Annotated in this window: 14 protein-coding genes; 7 read left to right on the top strand and 7 right to left on the bottom strand. The window is 63.6% G+C overall.

The genetic code is table 11. The annotated features are described in order from the left end of the window. The first annotated feature begins 62 nt into the window (after nucleotides 1-62). The 4 genes from LAN37_15765 to LAN37_15750 are packed head-to-tail and all read left to right on the top strand — an operon-like array spanning nucleotide 63 to nucleotide 5,290. Nucleotides 63-2,348: a trehalose-6-phosphate synthase gene (locus tag LAN37_15765; protein ID MBZ5648667.1), complete on the top strand. Its 2,286-nt coding sequence runs from the start codon at nucleotides 63-65 to the stop codon at nucleotides 2,346-2,348. Between the two features lie 36 nt (nucleotides 2,349-2,384). Then, entirely contained in the window at nucleotides 2,385-3,179 is a 795-nt protein-coding gene (otsB, locus tag LAN37_15760; protein ID MBZ5648666.1) for a trehalose-phosphatase, read from the top strand. 10 nt (nucleotides 3,180-3,189) lie between these two features. Beyond that, nucleotides 3,190-3,870, top strand: coding sequence for a DUF5752 family protein (locus tag LAN37_15755; GenBank protein ID MBZ5648665.1), 681 nt, complete (start codon nucleotides 3,190-3,192; stop codon nucleotides 3,868-3,870). 19 nt (nucleotides 3,871-3,889) lie between these two features. Next, nucleotides 3,890-5,290 carry a glycosyltransferase gene (locus LAN37_15750; protein ID MBZ5648664.1) on the top strand — a complete coding sequence of 467 codons (1,401 nt, stop codon included), beginning with the start codon at nucleotides 3,890-3,892 and terminating at the stop codon, nucleotides 5,288-5,290. A 79-nt stretch (nucleotides 5,291-5,369) separates the two neighbouring features. On the opposite strand, the gene LAN37_15745 is transcribed toward LAN37_15750, so the two are convergent. Then, nucleotides 5,370-6,737, bottom strand: a complete 1,368-nt coding sequence (locus tag LAN37_15745; GenBank protein ID MBZ5648663.1) for an MASE1 domain-containing protein — start codon at nucleotides 6,735-6,737, stop codon at nucleotides 5,370-5,372. Between the two features lie 632 nt (nucleotides 6,738-7,369). Here LAN37_15745 and LAN37_15740 point away from each other — a divergent pair. From LAN37_15740 to LAN37_15730, 3 genes are all read left to right on the top strand, one after another. Beyond that, complete coding sequence (locus LAN37_15740; GenBank protein MBZ5648662.1) at nucleotides 7,370-8,374, top strand: hypothetical protein; 1,005 nt, start codon at nucleotides 7,370-7,372, stop codon at nucleotides 8,372-8,374. A 1,120-nt stretch (nucleotides 8,375-9,494) separates the two neighbouring features. Next, nucleotides 9,495-10,004, top strand: a complete 510-nt coding sequence (locus LAN37_15735) for a porin family protein (GenBank protein MBZ5648661.1) — start codon at nucleotides 9,495-9,497, stop codon at nucleotides 10,002-10,004. Between the two features lie 45 nt (nucleotides 10,005-10,049). Next, the gene (locus tag LAN37_15730) at nucleotides 10,050-11,225 is read left to right on the top strand and encodes a lactonase family protein (protein ID MBZ5648660.1); all 1,176 of its coding nucleotides are present in this window, start codon (nucleotides 10,050-10,052) and stop codon (nucleotides 11,223-11,225) included. Between the two features lie 109 nt (nucleotides 11,226-11,334). Here LAN37_15730 and LAN37_15725 read toward each other — a convergent pair whose 3' ends face one another. From LAN37_15725 to LAN37_15700, 6 genes are all read right to left on the bottom strand, one after another. Then, nucleotides 11,335-12,150 carry a uridine kinase gene (locus tag LAN37_15725; protein ID MBZ5648659.1) on the bottom strand — a complete coding sequence of 272 codons (816 nt, stop codon included), beginning with the start codon at nucleotides 12,148-12,150 and terminating at the stop codon, nucleotides 11,335-11,337. Beyond that, nucleotides 12,140-13,048: a uridine kinase gene (locus LAN37_15720; protein ID MBZ5648658.1), complete on the bottom strand. Its 909-nt coding sequence runs from the start codon at nucleotides 13,046-13,048 to the stop codon at nucleotides 12,140-12,142. Before LAN37_15720 ends, LAN37_15725 begins: the two co-directional genes overlap by 11 nt. 201 nt (nucleotides 13,049-13,249) lie before the next feature. Further along, the gene (modC, locus tag LAN37_15715; protein ID MBZ5648657.1) at nucleotides 13,250-15,898 is read right to left on the bottom strand and encodes a molybdenum ABC transporter ATP-binding protein; all 2,649 of its coding nucleotides are present in this window, start codon (nucleotides 15,896-15,898) and stop codon (nucleotides 13,250-13,252) included. Continuing rightward, on the bottom strand, nucleotides 15,895-16,596 hold the full coding sequence (gene modB / locus LAN37_15710; GenBank protein MBZ5648656.1) for a molybdate ABC transporter permease subunit: 702 nt from the start codon (nucleotides 16,594-16,596) through the stop codon (nucleotides 15,895-15,897). Before modB ends, modC begins: the two co-directional genes overlap by 4 nt. Then, on the bottom strand, nucleotides 16,593-17,363 hold the full coding sequence (gene modA, locus LAN37_15705; protein ID MBZ5648655.1) for a molybdate ABC transporter substrate-binding protein: 771 nt from the start codon (nucleotides 17,361-17,363) through the stop codon (nucleotides 16,593-16,595). Before modA ends, modB begins: the two co-directional genes overlap by 4 nt. 91 nt (nucleotides 17,364-17,454) lie before the next feature. After that, nucleotides 17,455-17,826: a DUF983 domain-containing protein gene (locus LAN37_15700; GenBank protein MBZ5648654.1), complete on the bottom strand. Its 372-nt coding sequence runs from the start codon at nucleotides 17,824-17,826 to the stop codon at nucleotides 17,455-17,457. Nucleotides 17,827-17,836 lie beyond the last annotated feature (10 nt).

Genomic DNA, 17,836 nt, shown 5'->3' with positions numbered 1-17,836 from the left:
GATCGATTGCTTGCGGACCCTGTTGTTCCTGATCACCCGGCAATGAGAGGAGAGGAGCGACCATGCGACTGAGCCTGCGGCTGATTGTTTCCCTGGTCCTTGGGATTTCTCTCGTCTCGACATTTTTTGCTTTCTATGAGGTTCGTTCGGAAAAGCAGAACCGGAGGAATGAGTTGCAGAAGCGGGCCGAAGTCCTGGGAGACAGCCTGCTCGAAGTCATCGAGCCTCTCATGGCGAAAGGCTCGCGCCCCGAGTTGCAGCGGATCGTCGCCCGTTTCGGCAACCGCGAACGCCTGGCGGGGATCGCCGTCTATGACACCGAGGGCGTTCCGCTCGCAATGACCCCAGGGCTTGCCCAGAAGATCGCCACGGAGCCGGAAGTGGTCAGGGGCGCCATCGCCGCCAACCGCGCACAAGGTACGTTTCTACGCATCGATGACATGCCGATGCACATTTACGCATTGCCTCTCCATCGCAACGAGGCGGCGATCGGCGGCTTGGCGATCGTGCACGACGCAGCGTACATCAATGCTCAGATGCAGGAGCTTTGGCGCAACACGTTTCTGCATGTTCTTGTGCAGACGCTGTTCATCGCACTCATCACCCTGCTGATCGTGCGCTGGAGCATCGCAGGACCCATCGCCAGCGTCGCGCAATGGATGAAGGCCCTGCGCACCAACCGGGCCTCGACACGTCAGAATTTCCCCGACTGGGACTTTTTTCGCCCTCTGGCCAGCGAGGTAGCCACCTTTGCGGAGAGCCTGAAGCAGGCCCGGTCGGCGGCAGAGACCGAGGCCCGGCTTCGCGACGCGGGAGAGTCGTTGTGGACCCCGGAACGCCTCGCCGTCCACGTACGCAGCAAGCTGGGAGGCAGCCGCCTGTTCGTGGTCTCCAACCGCGAGCCCTACATGCACATGCGCAAGGGCAAGTCGGTGGAGATGATCGTACCTGCCAGTGGGCTGGTGACGGCGCTCGAACCCGTGCTCCGCACCTGCGACGGCACCTGGCTCGCCCATGGCTCCGGCGATGCCGACCTGGAGACGGTCGACAGGCACGACCGCCTGCGCGTTCCCCCGGACGACCCGCGCTACACCCTGCGCCGCGTCTGGCTGAGCAAGGAAGAGGAAGAGGGCTATTACTACGGATTCGCCAACGAGGGACTGTGGCCGCTCTGCCACATCGCACATACCCGCCCCATCTTCCGCACCACCGATTGGGAACACTACCAGCAGGTGAATCGCAGGTTCGCCGATGCGGTGCTGGAAGAAATGGCGGGCACGGAAACGCCTGTGCTCCTGGCCCAGGACTATCACTTCGCCTTGCTCCCTCGCTATGTGAAGGAAAAGCGTCCCGAGGCGCGTGTGGCTATCTTTTGGCACATCCCTTGGCCAAACCCGGAGGTCTTCGGCATCTGCCCCGTACAGCGCGAGCTGCTCGACGGCCTGCTGGCCGCCGACCTGGTGGGCTTCCACATCCAATCGCATTGCAACCATTTCATGCAGACGGTGGACCGGGCACTGGAATCGCGCGTCGACTGGGAACATTTTTCCGTCAAGCGCCGGGGCCACGTGACCCTCGTCCGCCCGTTTCCCATCAGCGTGGAATTCCAGGAGCCCAAGCCCCGCGCCCCCGTCCCGGACGTGTCCTATTCGGAGCGCAACTCGCTGCTCAAGGAGCTCGGCGTGGACGCGCTCTACCTCGGCCTGGGCGTGGACCGCGTGGACTACACCAAGGGGATCCTGGAGCGCTTGCTCGCCGTCGAACGCTTCCTGGAGAAGTTCCCCGAGTACCGGGGAAAGTTCACGTTCGTGCAGATCGGGGCGCCCAGCCGCACCCACATCAAGCGCTACCACGACCTCTACGCAGAGGTGGAACGCGAGGCCGAGCGCATCAGCTGGCGCTTTCAGACGGAGAGCTGGAAGCCCATCGTGTTCCTCAAACGCCAGCACAGTCACCAGGAGCTGCAGCGGTTCTATCGGGCCGCAGACGTGTGCATGGTCACCTCACTGCACGACGGCATGAATCTGGTGGCCAAGGAATTTCTGGCCGAGCGCCACGATGAGCAGGGCATGCTCATCCTGAGCTGTTTCACCGGCGCCGCCCACGAGTTGCGCGACGCCCTCCTGGTGAATCCCTACGACATCGACCAGATGGCCCAGGCGATCCACTCCGCGCTGGAGATGGACTCGGCCGACAGAAGGGCGCGCATGCGGCATATGCGCAAGATCGTCAAGGAACAGAACGTCTACCGGTGGGCCGGCACCCTGCTGGCGGACCTGTGTGGCGTCCGCCTGGATATGCCGGAGGGCCTCGAGGCATCCGCCGGCGAACGCGCATCCGTGGCCTGACCACAGGCGGCCACTACAAGCGGAGGGATTCGAGACTTGCAGGTCACCACCGAGATCATGGACCGAGAACAGTTCCTGGCGCAGCTGGCGAGCGCGCGCTCGGCTGCCCTTCTGCTCGATTACGACGGGACACTGGCGCCTTTTTGCGTGGAGCGTGATCGTGCCACCCCCTACCCGGGTGTGCCCAGACTGCTGGAGGAGATCATGAACAAGGGCTCCACCCGCGTGGTCATGGTCACCGGCCGCCCGGCGGGGGAGGTGGTTCGGCTGCTAGGCGTCTATCCGTATCCCGAGGTCTGGGGCGCGCACGGCCTGCAGCGCCTGCGGCCGGACGGGACCTGCGAGATGGCTGTGGTGAACTCCGAAGCGCAGCAGGCCCTGACCGGGGCCGCCGCCTGGCTGGAGCAGCTTGGGCTGCGTCAACTGGCCGAACTTAAGCCTGGGAGCGTCGCGCTGCATTGGCGCGGCCTCCCGGAGCCCACGGCGGCCGAGCTGCGAAGCAAGGTCTTGCTGCTATGGGTGCCTATCTCCGTCCGCTTCAACATGGAGCTGCTGGACTTCGATGGCGGCCTCGAACTCCGCGTCGCCGGCAAGAGCAAGACGGATGCCGTCCAGACCATCCTGGCAGAGATGGGCGAAGACGCCGCCATCGCCTACCTGGGCGATGACCAGACCGACGAGGAGGCGTTCGCCGCCCTCCAGCCCCGCGGGCTTGCCGTGCTGGTGCGGCCGGAATGGAGGTGCACCGCAGCCAGCCTCTGGATCAAGCCCCCCGGAGAACTCCTGGACTTCCTGTCGCAGTGGTTGCGGGCGCGCAGGATGGGCCGATGATCGCGATCTCATGTTGAACCCCTCGCCAACCAGACACTCGGGTGCGGCGCGCCAGCCTTTCTATTTCAATTCCTCCGCCCACTTGCTTCGCATCGGACGCCAAAAAGCATCGAATCTCTCTGAGCTGCTGCAGGCACTGCGCTCCTGCCCCGACGACTCCATCTTTCAGCACACCTTTCGAACGCTGGAAGAACACCACTTTATCCCCAAGGGTTTCTCCAACGATTTCGCCCACTGGGCTTTCGCCTCCTGCGATGAGCCCGCACTCGCCGAACGCCTAGCCGGAGTGGATGTGCGCGAGTTCACCTCTCTTGCAGACCTGCGTGCGCGCATCGTCGAGATCGTCGAGGAGTTCACGCGGCGCCATCCGCGCTCCTCCCAGGAAACGGTGGAGGAACCCTTTTACTTCTGTGCCGCCGAGATCGTCGTGCTGCCGACTCCCTTCGCCGCCCGCAACCTGGCGGAATTTGCCGACGCCCTGGCTCGCGTCAGCGTCCATTCCATCCATCATCACTTCATCGAAGCGCGGCTGCGCCTCAAGCTCAGCTCCAACGACTTCTCGCTGTGGCTGCAGGACGAGTTGGGCTTGCCCGACGCCGCCCGCCGCCTCAACCGCATCGACATCTACACCGCCACGCTGGAAGATGTCCGCCGCCAGATCATCTACATCGTGGAGCGCGCGCTGGCATGAGCAGGGAGCGACATCCGAGATGACGGCTGACCGCAACAGTCCGGGAGATGCGGCGCGGCCGCTGGGTCCCTCCGCATCCCGCGGTGACGACAAGCCTGGCACCGCGGCCGCTCCCTCAGCGCCGGTCGAGTTTCCTCACCCCCAGCGGGAGCGACGCAAAACGCCGCGCATCTCCCCCATCCCGCCGCTTCCGACCCCCGTGCCGCGGCTCGATGACTACGAGCCGGTCACGGGCAAGCCGGCCCTGGACGAGCTGCGCTTGATCGCCGGCTATCTCCGCGGAAAGACCGTCAAGATGGTGAACTCCACGGCCGTCGGCGGAGGCGTCGCCGAGATGCTGCATCACCTGGTTCCCCTGCTGAAGGAGCTGGAGGTAGCCGCCCGCTGGGAGGTCATCACCGGCGGCAATGACTTTTTCGAGATCACCAAGGGCTTTCATAACGCGCTGCACGGAGGCGAATACCAGCTCACCCGGGAAGCCCGGGAGATCTTCCTCATGAGCAACGAGCAGAACCGCGAGCGCATGCAGTTCGAGGAGGACTTCGTCGTGATCCACGATCCCCAGCCCGCAGCTCTCATCCGCGCCCGCCCCAGTTCCCACGCGCACTGGATCTGGCGCTGCCACATCGACCTCTCCAACCCTCATCCCGAGGTGTGGGGATTCCTCCGCCCGATGATCGAGCAATACGACGCCGCCATCTTTTCCTCGCAGTCGTTTGCCCGGCAGCTTGCGATCCCCCAGTACCTCTTTTATCCCTGCATCGATCCTCTTTCGGAAAAGAACAAGGAGCTGGACGAGAGCGTCGTCCGCCAGGTCTGTGACGAGTGCGGCATCGACCACTCCCGGCCCATCGTGACCCAGGTCTCGCGCTTCGACCGGCTCAAAGACCCTCTGGGAGTGGTCCAGGCCTACAAGCTAGCCAAGAAGTACGTAGATTTTCAGCTGGTGCTGGCGGGAGGCGGGGCCGCCGACGATCCAGAAGGCGCCGCCGTGCTCCAGGAGGTCACGGTCGCAGCCAACGGCGATCCCGACATCATCGTGTTGGATTTGCCGCCCTGGTGCGCCCTGGAGATCAACGCCCTGCAGCGCGCCTCGACCCTGATCGTGCAGAAATCTCTGAGGGAGGGCTTCGGTCTCACCGTGACCGAGGCGCTCTGGAAGGGCAAACCCACCATCGCCGCCGCCGTCGGCGGCATTCCCAACCAGGTGATCCACAACCTCACCGGCGTCCTGATCCATTCGGTCGAAGGATGCGCCTACCAGATCCGTTACCTCCTCACCCACCCCGAGGTCGCCCGACAGCTGGGGAAGAACGGCCGCGAGCACGTGAAGGAAAACTTCCTCGTCACCAGCAACCTCCGGCGCTGGTTGCTGCTGCTACAGATACTCTCGGGTCAGACTTCGCGAAAACTCTCTTGAGTGAGCACCTGCCTGCACGCAGGGGTAACGCCAGATTCAACTCCGGTCATGCGCCCCTAGTGGGTCGGTAGAGACGGTCTCACTTGCGCTGGCGGGGGACAGCGTGAATCGGAAGGAGGGACGGTCGTCTATGCCGGTTGCTGCCCTTCACCTGGTACAAGCCGCTGTCGGCTGCCCGGAGGAGCATTTCGACGCTTTCGCCATCCTCCGGATGTGCAGCGACGCCCGCACTCGCCGAGAGGGACGGTGTCTCGACCTCGGCGGCCAGTTGCTCGCAGACGCGTTGCGCGACCCCGCGGGCGGCGGCTCCCTCGGTCTCCACGAGGATCATGCCAAACTCGTCCCCGCCGTAGCGAGCGGCGGTGTCGATGAACCGACAACTGGCCCGGAGGATGTCGGCGAGCCGGCAGAGGGCCCGGCTGCCCACGAGATGGCCGTGACGATCGTTGATCCCCTTCAGATCGTCCAGGTCGATCAGGACGACCGCGAAGGGCCGATTGGTGCGCTGGGAGCGCTGCAGCTCCTCCTCCAGCACTTGGATGAATCGACGATGGTTGGCCAACCCGGTCAACGAATCGCTCACCGCCATGTGCCGCAGATCCTCCTCGACCCGCCGGCGTTGATTCACCAGCGCCGCGACAGCCAGCGTCATGACGGACATAAACCCGGTGAAGGCCTGCAACAAGAGGAGGGACTCATGCGGCGATCGACGGACGAACGGCCCAAGACCGTACATCGTGCCCCAGACGGCGATCCCCGACAACAGCAAGGTTGCCGTCGCCGCCTGGCGTTGCGTGAATCGGAGCGACGCCCATAGGAGGAACGGGATGCAAAGGAATAATGGATAGTCCGTCGCAGAGGGCGGAAAGAGGCCTCCGAAGACGCTGGTGCCGATCAGAAGCAGTCCCAGGAGTAAGCCGGTGGCCTCAGAGATACGCGGCCGCCCGCGTGTCATGGGGCGCGTGCTCCAGAGGACGAGCACTGGGGCCACGACTAGGACTCCGGTCATGTCTCCTGTCCACCATTCCGACCAGATGGATCCGAACCTCGACCAGTCGGCGAAACCGCCCAGCGCCAGGGAGGTGACGCCGATGGTGGCGCTGACCATGGTGCTACCCATGCCGGCGAGGATGGCGAAGCGAACGATGTTCTCTTCGCGATCGAAGACCTCCCGACCCTGAGCAAAGCGGTTGACCAGGAATGCGCCCACGACTCCTTCGAGCGTGTTGCCCAGCGCGATGCCCAGGGATGTGGCTGCGTTGCCGGCCGTCGTCAGGTTCACCAGGAACGCAGCGAGCAGGATGGCGGGCCAGATGCGATACCCAAGGACCAGGAATGCCGCCAGCGCAATGCCGGCGGGCGGCCACACCACCGTTGCGCTGGGATTGACGATCGCCATCCTCAGTCCAAGCTTGCCGGCGACGAAGTACGCGGCGGCAACCGCCACGCCTGCCGCCAGAGTCCTAACTGAACGTGAATGAAACATTGCGGAATCTCCGGCGCACATCCGGGGCGTCGGAGATCAATGATGGGAGATTTTACGACAAGCAGCTGCACCCGGAGGTCTATTGTCCTCCCGCACGCCGGTCACGAAAGGATCATCCCCATTATGAGTAGGCCGATTACTTCAAGACGCGCGGCTTGCGACCGAGAGCGCTAGGGCCTTTGTTTGGAGATGGTTTCAGGGCCATGATGAGGTTCGCGAAAGCCTATCCTGGTAAATTTCTCAGCCGTCGAGACTACTTATCGCCACAGGTTATCAGGTCATGAACAGGGGTGCCTGTCCTCACCCCTGTTTTTTTTTGATTTCGAGAGTATTTCGGACGTGGGCGCCGCCCCGAATTTCACGGGCGTGCCCCCACTGGCCCCCTGGTCTAGCACCTCCGTAATCCCGCCTGCGGTCATCGGTTATTGACAGGTAAATAGGCGTTCCAGCTAAACTTGCCATCAGAGTGGGGCAGACCGGAATATCCGGTCGACCGAGCCGCATGGTTCAGAGCGGCGTTCAATGAGGATTCTGCAGGAGGAAAGATGATTAAACATTGGGTAGTAGTAGTGGCACTAGCCTCGGGCGCAGTCGTGAATACCGCCATCGCCCAGACCCAAGCGGGGGCGCAGGCTTCCGGCTCCGCCTCGAACCAGACATCGGTTTCTGCCGACAAATCAGGTGCGCAGGCGAGTTCGCAGAGCGCGACCAGGACCGGCGCGGCGGCTACCACCTCGCACAACGGCCAGGAAAGGAGCAACGCCAGTGCTAACGGCAGCGCGATCAACACGGCTTCCGCAGCGCTGGGTCCGGGCAGCGCCAATCTGGCCGGAGGCAGCACCGTCAACGCGGTGCTCAACAAGTCGGTCGACGTAAAGAAAAACAGGCCGGGCGATGAAGTCACCGCCAAGGTCACGCAGAATGTGAAGTCCTCCGCCGGGGGCTCTTCTCAGGTTGTGATTCCCAAGGGTTCGCGCCTGGTAGGTCACGTGACCGAATGCAAACCGCGCGAGAAAGGCCACAAGTCTTCGGCGGAAGGCAACGCCAGCGCAAGCGGCCAGGCGGATTCCGCGCTAGGCATCGTGTTCGATAAGGCCATCCTGAAGAACGGTAAGGAAGTGCCGATGCACGCTGTGATCCAGGCAGTGGGGGCGGCGCAGCAAAGCCTCACGGCGGCCGGACCCGGCAGTGACGTGATGGAGTCCACGAGCGGCATGGCATCGGGCAGCGCGGTGGCCGGCGGGGGCCGATCGGGTGGCGGGCTGCTGGGCGGCGGCGGCTCGACGGTCGGTTCGACGCTGGGGTCAACCACCGGCGCAGTGGGGAACACCACAGCAGGGCTCGGCAATACGACCGGCGGCGCGCTGAATGCGACCACGAACGCCGCCGGATCGTTGGGCAGCAACGTGGGCGGTGCAACCACTGCCACCGGCCAGCTCATGTCTTCAGCCAACGGCGTGATCGGCTTGCGGGGGTTGAACCTTTCCTCGGTCGCTGCCAACCCGACGCAGGGTTCACTGATCACTTCCAGCACCCGCGACGTACACCTGGACAGCGGCACGCAGATGGTCCTGCGGATCGTCGGTTCAGTCCAGTAGCTCGTAGCAAATCGGTCCCTTGTCCTTTCGCTCCGGCCGCGCAGCTGTCACAGTCCGCAGCTTCCGGCCGGAGCTTTTGCTGCTTCTGCGCGGTCTGTCACGCCATTTTCAGCAACGGTGCAGTTTGAACTCCTGCCTTTTCCGCCACAATCACAACAGTAATGAGTCTTCCTCTGGCCGCCTCGACGACGTTCCGAATCCTGCGTTGCTCGACAAGGTGCAGTGCGGGTTGCGGTAGGGGTCGGCGGGCGCAAGCGCGCTCTTTCACACCGAAGGCGGTTGGAGTAGGCTGTCGCAACGTGGGGGTGGGTATGACTTTGTCCAGCGCTCTCCGCGCGGCATCGCGGGCCGCCTTGCGCCCGCTAGCGCTGAGATTCGGAATATCGAAACCCTGTTTTGGGCTGCGCAAATTGTTTGATCCTGGACGGAGTGATTCTCTCAACTGATGCGCCGTTCTTGCCTTCACCGGCATCGAGCTGACCCACCAGCGCTAGGTCACAGGGTTTTCCTTGGCCTTCTCTGAATCAAGATGTGCCGGAACGGTTGGTTTTTGGCGCGCACTAAGCGCTCGCTGATTGTGACGCTTTTGTGACGCTCGCTTTCTCCTGCAGCTTCCAAAATCCAACAGAATCAACGCAGGTCCGACTACCTTCCGTGCGGGCTGAAATAGGCTCTAAGCCTTTGTTTTCTGTATAGGTTGCCGAGTTTAGCCCAGCAATGACTCTGCAATTCTCAATCTTCAAACCCGGGTTCGATTCCCGGTAGCGCTACCAATCCTTCCATCGCTCTTGCCGATTGAGGTCCTTCGCTGCGCTCAGGATTTCGCCTGCTGGCTCCCGCTTCGCTCACGCCCGCAAGACGGCTCAAGTTCGATTCCCGGTAGCGCTACCAAATCCCTTCCCGCGATACTTTTTCCTGCGCCTCCTCAGGCATGTCGAACGAGTGCCGAATCATGCGATGAAATCTTCGGCGCTGTATGATTTTTGTATTGACACCCCGCAACCTTGGCAGCCATCATGGGGGCCGTTTTGTGGGGCTCCAGACACCTTCTTTCTTTATCTGAGAACAGATCTACCGGCGCCACATCTGTGGCGGCGAGAAGCTTCAGAAGGGGTTATAGATGAAAAAAGCGTTATGGATCGCACCCCTGGTGGTGCTGTTCGCGATGCAGGGTTTTGCCCAGGACTCCAAAGTGGACATCTTCGGCGGGTATTCCTACGTGCGGTCCGACCCGGGCTTCACTCTGCCTGCGGGGGACGCCAGCGGCTGGGAAGGCGCCCTGACCTACAACTGGAACAACTGGTTGGCGCTGAAGGCCGACTTCGACGGCCATTACTGCTGCGATCAAACCATGCACAATTTTCTGTTCGGGCCGCAGATCAACCTGGGGCATGGGAAGTTGAAGCCGTACCTGCACGGGCTGGTGGGGGGCAGCCACGGCACCTCGTTCGGAGGCTTCTCCGACACGGTGCTGGGGTTCGCGCTGGGGGGCGGGCTCGACGTGAAGTGGACCGACCGGATATCGGTCCGCATCGTGCAAGCCGATTACCTGGGGACGCGTTACGCGGACGCGACGCAGAACAACTTTCGCCTGTCGGCGGGGCTGGTGTTCCACTTCGGAAAGAGGTAGCGAGATCGCGCAACGCGGCGGCCGCGTGCGCACCAAGGATCGAACATGAATAAGCAAAAATTGATGGTACTGCTGGCCTTCTCGTGCCTGTTGATCATTGCCACGATCATCGGCTGCACCGCCGTGCAAGAGGGATTCCTGATCCCGGTGGAGGAGGGTGCGGAGGCTCGGTTCGCCTTCGTGGTCAACGCGGAGAACGACTGCGATTGCAGCTTCTCGATCAGCGTGTTCTCGGTCGAAAAGAGTACGGGGAAGCTGACGGCGGCAGCGGGGTCGCCGTTCACCACCGCATTCATCGGGGGAAATGAAGAAGGGACGTCGTTCATCGACGTGGACCCGAACAGCCGCTTCGTGTACGTGCCGCTGGGGAACCAGGGCAAGGTGGCGGTGTACAGCGTCAATCAGAGCACGGGAGCGCTGACGGAGATCGGCGGTTCGCCGTTCACGGTGGGAGAGGGCGGCGACCGGCCGTACTCGGCCAAGGTGGACCCCACGGGTAAGGTTCTCTACGTGACCAACCGAAATAACGACGAGATCTACGCGTTGTCGGTGGACCAGAGCACGGGCGCGCTCGCGACCATCGGGAGCTTCGAGCTGGACGGGTTCCCCTACCAGATCATCATGGACCCGCAGGGCAGGTTCCTGTATGTGGGGGTGGATACCGGGGAAGGCGCGGCCGTGCAGGGATTTAAGATCAACAGCAGTGCGCCGGTCCTGACGCCGGTGCCGGGGGAGCCGGGCGGTTATTGCGCCCTGCGCTCCGGGACCGTCGATGCCACCGGGCATTTCCTGCTGATCGCCAACCCGTGCGAAGATAACGTGTCCGTCTTCACCATCGATCAGAGCACGGGTGCGCTGGCGGAGGTGGCTAACTCGCCGTTCGACGCCGGCAGCGGGCCGTTCCACGTGGTCGAAGCGGTCAATGGAGGGCAGTCGTTCGTCGCGGTGAACAACCTCGACTCCGCCAACATCTCGGTGTACACCTTCAACACCTCCACGGGCGAGCTGAAGCCGGTCACCAGCTCTCCGTTCACGTTCGCCAATGCCAGTTGGACGCACTACATGGCGGTGGACTTCGGAAACCGTTTCGGGTACGTCGCGGATTTCGGGAACGGGATCACCGGGGTGACCATCACCCAGAACGGGACGCTGGCGCAGATCACCGGGTCGCCGTTCACCAGTAGCACGAGTCCGCCGACGCAGATCGTGCTGGGCCGCTGATCCAGGCGGCAGGAATCGAGCCGACGGCACCGCGTGCATGCGGTGCCGTTTTGCTTTGCCCAAGAGAACGGCCCGCGGGACCGCGGGCCGGCTTCGACCCGGGGACAGCCTAGTCCACGTAGATGATGGTGCCGACGTGCTCGCCTTCCAGGGCGCGGGTCAGATTGCCGGCCACCAGGCCGTTGATCACCTGGATCTCGCGCATGTGCACGGCGTGCAGCATGTTCTCCAGCACCACGCGCTCGACCACCAGGTCCTGGAGGTCCATCTCCAGGAGCTCCTGCGCGCTGATGCGCGGGATGAATTTCGCGTGCGGGTCCTTCTTGGGATCGTGGGTGTAGAGGCCCTTTTCGTCCTTCACGAAGATGACCGAGCGCGCGCCCAGGAATTCGCCCGTCAGGTAGACGCCGGAGTCGGTGCGGTTGGCCGGGATACGCCCGCTCTGCGTCGGTTTTTCCCAGTATTCGTACGGCGGCATTCCGACCATGATGGGGATGCAGCCCACGCGGAAGTACAGGGGAAGCTTTTCGAAATCCTCCGGATTCAGGTACACGCCGCCGTGCTTGGCCAGCAGCATCTGAAGGATGCGCGCGTTCTGCCGGCTGGTAGCGCAGCCGATGGAGGCCAGCACGCCGGTCGGCAGGTCCAGGTCCAGGGCCACGCTGTAAGCGTGACGGGCGCGCGTACCGCCGCCGGCCCCGATCAGGATGTTGAACCTCTTGGCCGCTTCCGCGATCTCTTCGATCAGGGGAAATACCGCCGCCCGGCCCCGGTCCATGATGCTCTGCCCGCCGATCTTGACCACGTTCACATCGGGGAGCACGCGGATCGACTCGCCGTACTTCTTCGACATCTCCGCGGGCGTGATATCGGGCGCGGCTGACTTCGCTCCGGGAGCCAGCGTCGCTTTTCCATTACCGCCCATTGCGATTTTTCCTCCCCCGGCGAATGCTAGCTACCTTCCGCTTCCAGAGTCCCTTCGCAGGATGGTTCTCCTTGCCGGCATAGATGACCGTTCCGACGGGCTCGCCGGCGAGCGCGCGCCGCAGCATCTGCGGCTTTGCCACGTTGATGATCTGCACCTGGCGCGTGTGCCGGGCGTTGAGCATGGTCTCGATCACCATGCGCTCGATGATCAGCTCTGGCAGGTTCATCTGCAACAGTTCGCCGGCTTCGACACACGAGATGAACTCCGCCTTCGGGTCCTTTTTGGGGTCGGCGGTATAGAGCCCGTCCTCGTCTTTGACGAAGATCATGGATCGCCCGCCGAGCACCTCGCTGACCATGAACATCCCCAGGTCTTCGCCGTGCGAGGGCACGTCGCCCGCGGTAGGCGGCTCCCAGTAGTGATAGGGAGGCATGCCCGTCATGATGGGGATCATGCCCGCCTCGAGCCACAGCGGCAGGTCGAGGAAGTGGTCCTTGTTCAGGGTGATGCCTTTGTCCTTGGCCAGCAGCGATTGCACCAGGCGGGTGTTCTGCTCGTCCACCGCCCCTGCAACCATGGCCATTCCGCCCAGCGGGATACCAAGGTCGCGGCAAATGTGAAACGTGTGACGTACCCGCGCGCCACCGCCCACCCCGATGATGATCTTGTACTTCTTGCGGCAGCGGACGATCTCCCGCAGGATGGGGAACAGTGCTGCCTTGCCCTTGTCGAGGACGCTGCGCCCGCCCAGCACCACGATGTTGACGTCGGGCAGGATGGAGATCTCGGCTTCCGTTTTGGTGGAGGCCACCACGTGCTTGTCCAGCAGCGACTCCCGCATCAACCGGCTGGGGATGTGCGTGCGCTTCGGACGATTCATTGCAGGACTCGCCATTTGGCTCCTTCTTCTTTCAATCCGCCCCACCCCGAACAGACCACTGGATCCGATCACTATCCATACCTATCCAGAGACTCGATCTCCGCGCAGGTGCCTACTGGATTCAGGGAAAGCAGGCAGGGCAACTACAGGATTGTACGTGAATGTAGGTGACCGTGCGGAGTAGCGTCAACCAAAATCCCCGCACGAACAACGGCGCTAGTCGCCCTGCGCACGGCCTGTACCCGAGCCGCCGCCACCCCCGCCGCCCCGTCCGCCGCCGCTACCCCGGCCTCCGCCCCCACCCGCTCCCATGCTGCTGCCGAAAGTCGCCGTCGGGGCAACGCTCGATTCGCCGGCAGGCGCTTCGGCGATCATCGCCATGCCCGGCGCCGGTCCCGGCTGTGCGGCCGCGGGTTCTGCCGCCGCATCCGCCTCCTGCCGCGCCGCACGCGTGGCATGGAATGCGGGCAGCACGAAGTAGGTCACCATGCCGCTCAGGGTCCCGGCGATCAAGTTGGGGATCAACTTGAAGAAAGGGAACAGCAGGACTTCGTCGCGCGGACGCAGCAGCAGGACGGTAGCGAACTCCGTGCTGGTGCGGGCGATGGCCGCTATGAATCCCACGGCGCAAAATACCAGCATGGACCGCGGCAGCCGCCGCACCAACGGCCAGGAAAGGTCGATCACGATCCCCGGCGCTGTGTGTTTCAGGATCTCGAAGGCGCCGTAGCGCCCGTCGCCCTGCAGGAAGCCGATCACGCCCATGATGGTGCCGCACACCGTCCCGCCCCAGCGCGAGCGCGTCAGATCGGCTGCCAGAAAATAAAGCGGGTACAACAGCAGAGTCTTGAACCCGGAGAAGAACGGGATGCCCGGCAGGATCTTCAGGATCTTGAGGGACATCATCATGAACGAAATGCCGGTAATGACGGCCACGTCGTGCGCGAGATCGGATTCCAGCTTGCCCCCGGGCGCCTGCTGCACGTGGTCCTGAGCGCGCTGCAGGCTGTCGTGCACGGCGGCCGTAAAGACACCCACGTCGCCGCGTAGCAGACTTTTCAGCACCTTGATGAGGCCAGGCCCGGGCGCATCCTGGACGGCCTGGGCGCGGCGGCCCCGGCCGCCACCCATCCCACCGCCCATCCCCTTACGGCGGATCCCGCCCAGCATGGCCAGCGTGTAGTCCACCGAGTACACAAAGAGCTTGGGCAGGCCGAATCCGCGAAGGCCGTCGATCAGGTCGGTGCCCGCGCCGGTCAGGCGCACCACTGCGGAGACCAGGATGACGGTCATTAGCTGCAGGCACATCATGGCTGACGTGGCCAGGCCGGTGAGATTGACGGGGATCGCCCTCCAGCCCTCGACCGCATGCCAGCGGATGATCTCGTCGTTCCCGCCGGAATCTGACGGCAGGAAGGTGTACATCAGAAGCAGGAAGAGGAAGAGCCACTTCAGCCGCGTCGCGCCGCGCGCGATCTCGCCCGCCGAAACCCGTGCTTGCAGCAGCAGGAGCACTTGCAACGCCAGCAGCGCGGGCAGGAATTGCCAGCGGTGCGCCCGCGTCACGCTCCAGGCAGGTACGGCAAACGCCAGCGCAGTGACGCCGAGCAAGTACAGGACCTTCAATCGTGGGAAGCTGCGCGCGGCCGCGGCGACGGGCCGCGGATCACCTCGTTCTGCCTTGGCGGCGTGAGCGCCATCGATCCAGCGTTTGTTTCCGGCGCCCTTCTGGACTCCGGCGTTCGCGCGGCTTTCTACCAGGTGGCAGGAGTGCGTCTTGATGACCAGCCAGATCTCTTTGCCCGGCTCGAGCTTTAGCGTCTCGCAGGCGCCAGGGGTGACGTTGACGGTGATCTTCACGCCACTGCAATCCACCGCGGTCACTACGAGCCCTTCGGCGCGCTCCAATCTCGCCAGCTTGCCCGGGACCACATTGCGAGCGCTCAGAAAAAGCGGCGGCTGGGTCGCCAGGAGGATGTCCCCCGCCCGAACGGCGAGCCGCACGCGCGCGCCGGCTTCCACACGGGCCAGCGGGATCTCCACTTCCACCTGGCTGTCTTCGAGGCGGCAGGTCATGGTGCCCTGGGTCTCGTGCAGGGCGAGCACAGTGGCGTCAAAAACGTTCTCGAACCCGGCCAGTTGAGCGATGGTCTCGTGCTGTGGCTGGTTCAAGACTTCGTGCGGGGCGCCCTGGGCGAGGATCTCGCCGTTTTCCAGGCACACGACGCGCTCGCCCAGCGCGAACACCTCGCGCCGGCTGTGGGTGACGTAGAGAATGGGGATGCGCCGGGCCTCGTTCCAGGCGCGCAGGTCCTCGATGATGCGGTTCTTGGTGGTGACGTCGAGGCCGGAGAGGGGTTCATCGAGCAGCAGCACCCGCGGCATGGTCACCAGCGATCGCGCCAGCGCCACCCTCTGGCGTTCGCCACCCGAGATGTCGCGCGGATAGGCGTGCAGCAGGTGGGCCACATGGAACGAATCCAGAATGGCCAGCGTGCGCTCGCGCTTGGCCTGCGCGTCCAGCTTACCCAGCCCGTACTGCACATTCTGTTCGACCGTCAGGTGAGGGAACAGGGCCAGCTCCTGGAAGACGTATCCGATGGAGCGCTGCGACACGTCGACGTCGATCCCCTCGTGCGAGTCGAAGAGCACCGTGTCGCCGGCGGCGATGCGCCCCGCGTCCGGCGTGGTCAGTCCCGCAATGCACTGCAGCACCGTGGTCTTGCCCGAGCCCGAAGGCCCGAACAGGATGGTGATGCCTGCCGGCAGGGACACGTCCACGTTCAGCGAGAAACGGTGCCGTCCGTTGGACGCCAGCCGTTTGCTGACCTGGATGGAAAGCGCAGCTCCGTTGCGGTCGATCATGGAGTCAGCAGGTCCTTCGGGGCGCGCGCCTTCATCCACAGCGAGACACCTTTGCGGTTCAACCCGTACACCACCGATAAGACAGCGAACGAGAACACCAGAAGCGCCAGCGCGGTGCGATTCGCCGACGGGTAGTTCAGCGCCTGTACTTGGTCATAAATATCGATCGAGACCGTCCTGGTCACACCCGGGATGTCCCCACCCACCATCAGGACCACCCCGAATTCTCCCATAGTGTGGGCAAAACTCAGAACTACTCCGGTGATCACGCTGGCCAGCGAAAGAGGCACGATCACGCGAAAGAAAGTCTTCACCCGCGATGCTCCCAGAGTCCATGAGGCTTCAATCAGCCGCCGGTCCACGGCGGCGAATCCGGAGGCGAATGGCTGCACCGCGAAGGGAAGGCTGTAGAGCACGGAACCGATCAGCAGGCCCTCGAAGCTGAAGGCCAGGGTGCGTCCGGACCAGTCGTGATACAGCCGCCCGACCGGGCTGCCTCGCCCGATGGCGACCAGCACGTAGAAACCAAGCACCGTGGGCGGCAGGACCAGCGGCATTGCCACTACCGCCTCCACCAGGAATTTCCAGCGCCAGCGCGAGAACGTGATCCAGTAGGCGATGGGCAGTCCGATGGCCAACAGCACCAGCGATACCAGCAGTGCAAGCTCCACCGTCAGTATGATCGCCTGCCAGTTCATCTCTTGCTCCCGGGGCGCTCGAAACCGTAGCGTCCCATCAATTCCACGATCTCCGGCTTGCGCAGGAAGTCGAGGAAAGCGGACGCGGTCTTCTTTTTCGGAGAGTGTGAGATCACCACCGCCGCCTGCTCGATCGTCGGATAAAAATCCTGGGGCACGACCCAGTACCGGCCTCGGCCCTGGGTCGGTGGCGCCGTGGCCAGCGACAAGGCCACGAACCCGGCGTCCACATTGCCGGATTCGATGAAATGCATGGTCTGGGAAATGTTCTCGCCGAACACAAATTTTCCGCTGACCTGGTCGTAGAGGCCCTCGTGACGCAGGGCCGCGACCGCAGCGCGACCGTAGGGTGCGTGCTGCGGGTTCGCCAGCGCCACCTTCCGCACCGCGGGATCGAGCAGGACCTTGAGCCCCTTGTTGAGGTCAAGCTTCGACGCGCCCGGCACCCACAGCACGATCCGGCCGACCCCGTAAACGAAGAGGGAATTCCGATCGGCGGCGCCCGCCTCGATCAGTTTCTTCGGATACTCGCTGTCGGCCGACAGGAAGACATCGAAGGGCGCGCCGTTGGCGATCTGCGAATAAAAGTTCCCGGACGATCCGAACGTAAGCTTTACCGTGTTGCCGCTCTCTTTCTCAAAGCGGGCGGCGACTTCCTTGAGAGCGTATTGCAGGTCCGCCGCCGCTGCTACCGTGATCTCGCCGGCGAAGGAACTCGCGGACAGCACGGACACTGCCAGACAGATTTGTATGAGCCAAGTGCGCATTTTCCCGTATGGACAATAATCGTGCGGATCCACGATCGGAATCTTAAGAGTCTAGTCGAAAAGGCCGCGTCCGTGCGTTCCTATCGCGCCGTTATTCTCCCGGGTCGACCCCGCGATCGAGATGGATCCAGAGCACGCGAGCGAAGAGCGTCAGGACGGGAGCGAACGGGACCAGCGCCAGCGCCGAGCTCAGCAGGATCGCGTTCCAGCCCCAGTCGGTGAGCCACCAGAAGAGCGCCAGGAAGGCCGCCAGCAGCGGTACGGCCATCGCGTAGCTCATGTACATGGCACCCAGAAAGTAGCCCTGCTCGCGCTCGTACTTCAGGCCACAGACCGGGCAGCGCTCGTGCATCGGGGTGAACCACAGCATCGAGCCTTGGAAGATCGGTCCCAGGCGGCAGCGCGGGCAGAGGCTGCCCAGGATCGCGTTTAGACGGGATGTACGCGGCGCACGAGTGCTCATCGGCGGGCAC

It is taken from the genome of Terriglobia bacterium, from assembly GCA_020073495.1.
Taxonomy (GTDB): Bacteria; Acidobacteriota; Terriglobia; order Terriglobales; family Acidobacteriaceae; genus JAIQFD01.
The sequence above is the reverse complement of the archived record's forward strand: the minus strand, read 5'-3'. Positions and strand labels throughout refer to the sequence as shown.

Bases quoted from the DNA above. Each gene is read 5' to 3' on its own strand.
- modA (MBZ5648655.1), bottom strand. From the start codon at position 17,363: ATGCGCACTTGGCTCATACAAATCTGTCTGGCAGTGTCCGTGCTGTCC.
- LAN37_15725 (MBZ5648659.1), bottom strand. From the start codon at position 12,150: ATGGGCGGTAATGGAAAAGCGACGCTGGCTCCCGGAGCGAAGTCAGCC.
- LAN37_15750 (MBZ5648664.1), top strand. From the start codon at position 3,890: ATGACGGCTGACCGCAACAGTCCGGGAGATGCGGCGCGGCCGCTGGGT.
- LAN37_15755 (MBZ5648665.1), top strand. From the start codon at position 3,190: ATGTTGAACCCCTCGCCAACCAGACACTCGGGTGCGGCGCGCCAGCCT.
- LAN37_15720 (MBZ5648658.1), bottom strand. From the start codon at position 13,048: ATGGCGAGTCCTGCAATGAATCGTCCGAAGCGCACGCACATCCCCAGC.
- LAN37_15765 (MBZ5648667.1), top strand. From the start codon at position 63: ATGCGACTGAGCCTGCGGCTGATTGTTTCCCTGGTCCTTGGGATTTCT.
- modB (MBZ5648656.1), bottom strand. From the start codon at position 16,596: ATGAACTGGCAGGCGATCATACTGACGGTGGAGCTTGCACTGCTGGTA.
- LAN37_15735 (MBZ5648661.1), top strand. From the start codon at position 9,495: ATGAAAAAAGCGTTATGGATCGCACCCCTGGTGGTGCTGTTCGCGATG.
- modC (MBZ5648657.1), bottom strand. From the start codon at position 15,898: ATGATCGACCGCAACGGAGCTGCGCTTTCCATCCAGGTCAGCAAACGG.
- LAN37_15700 (MBZ5648654.1), bottom strand. From the start codon at position 17,826: ATGAGCACTCGTGCGCCGCGTACATCCCGTCTAAACGCGATCCTGGGC.
- LAN37_15730 (MBZ5648660.1), top strand. From the start codon at position 10,050: ATGAATAAGCAAAAATTGATGGTACTGCTGGCCTTCTCGTGCCTGTTG.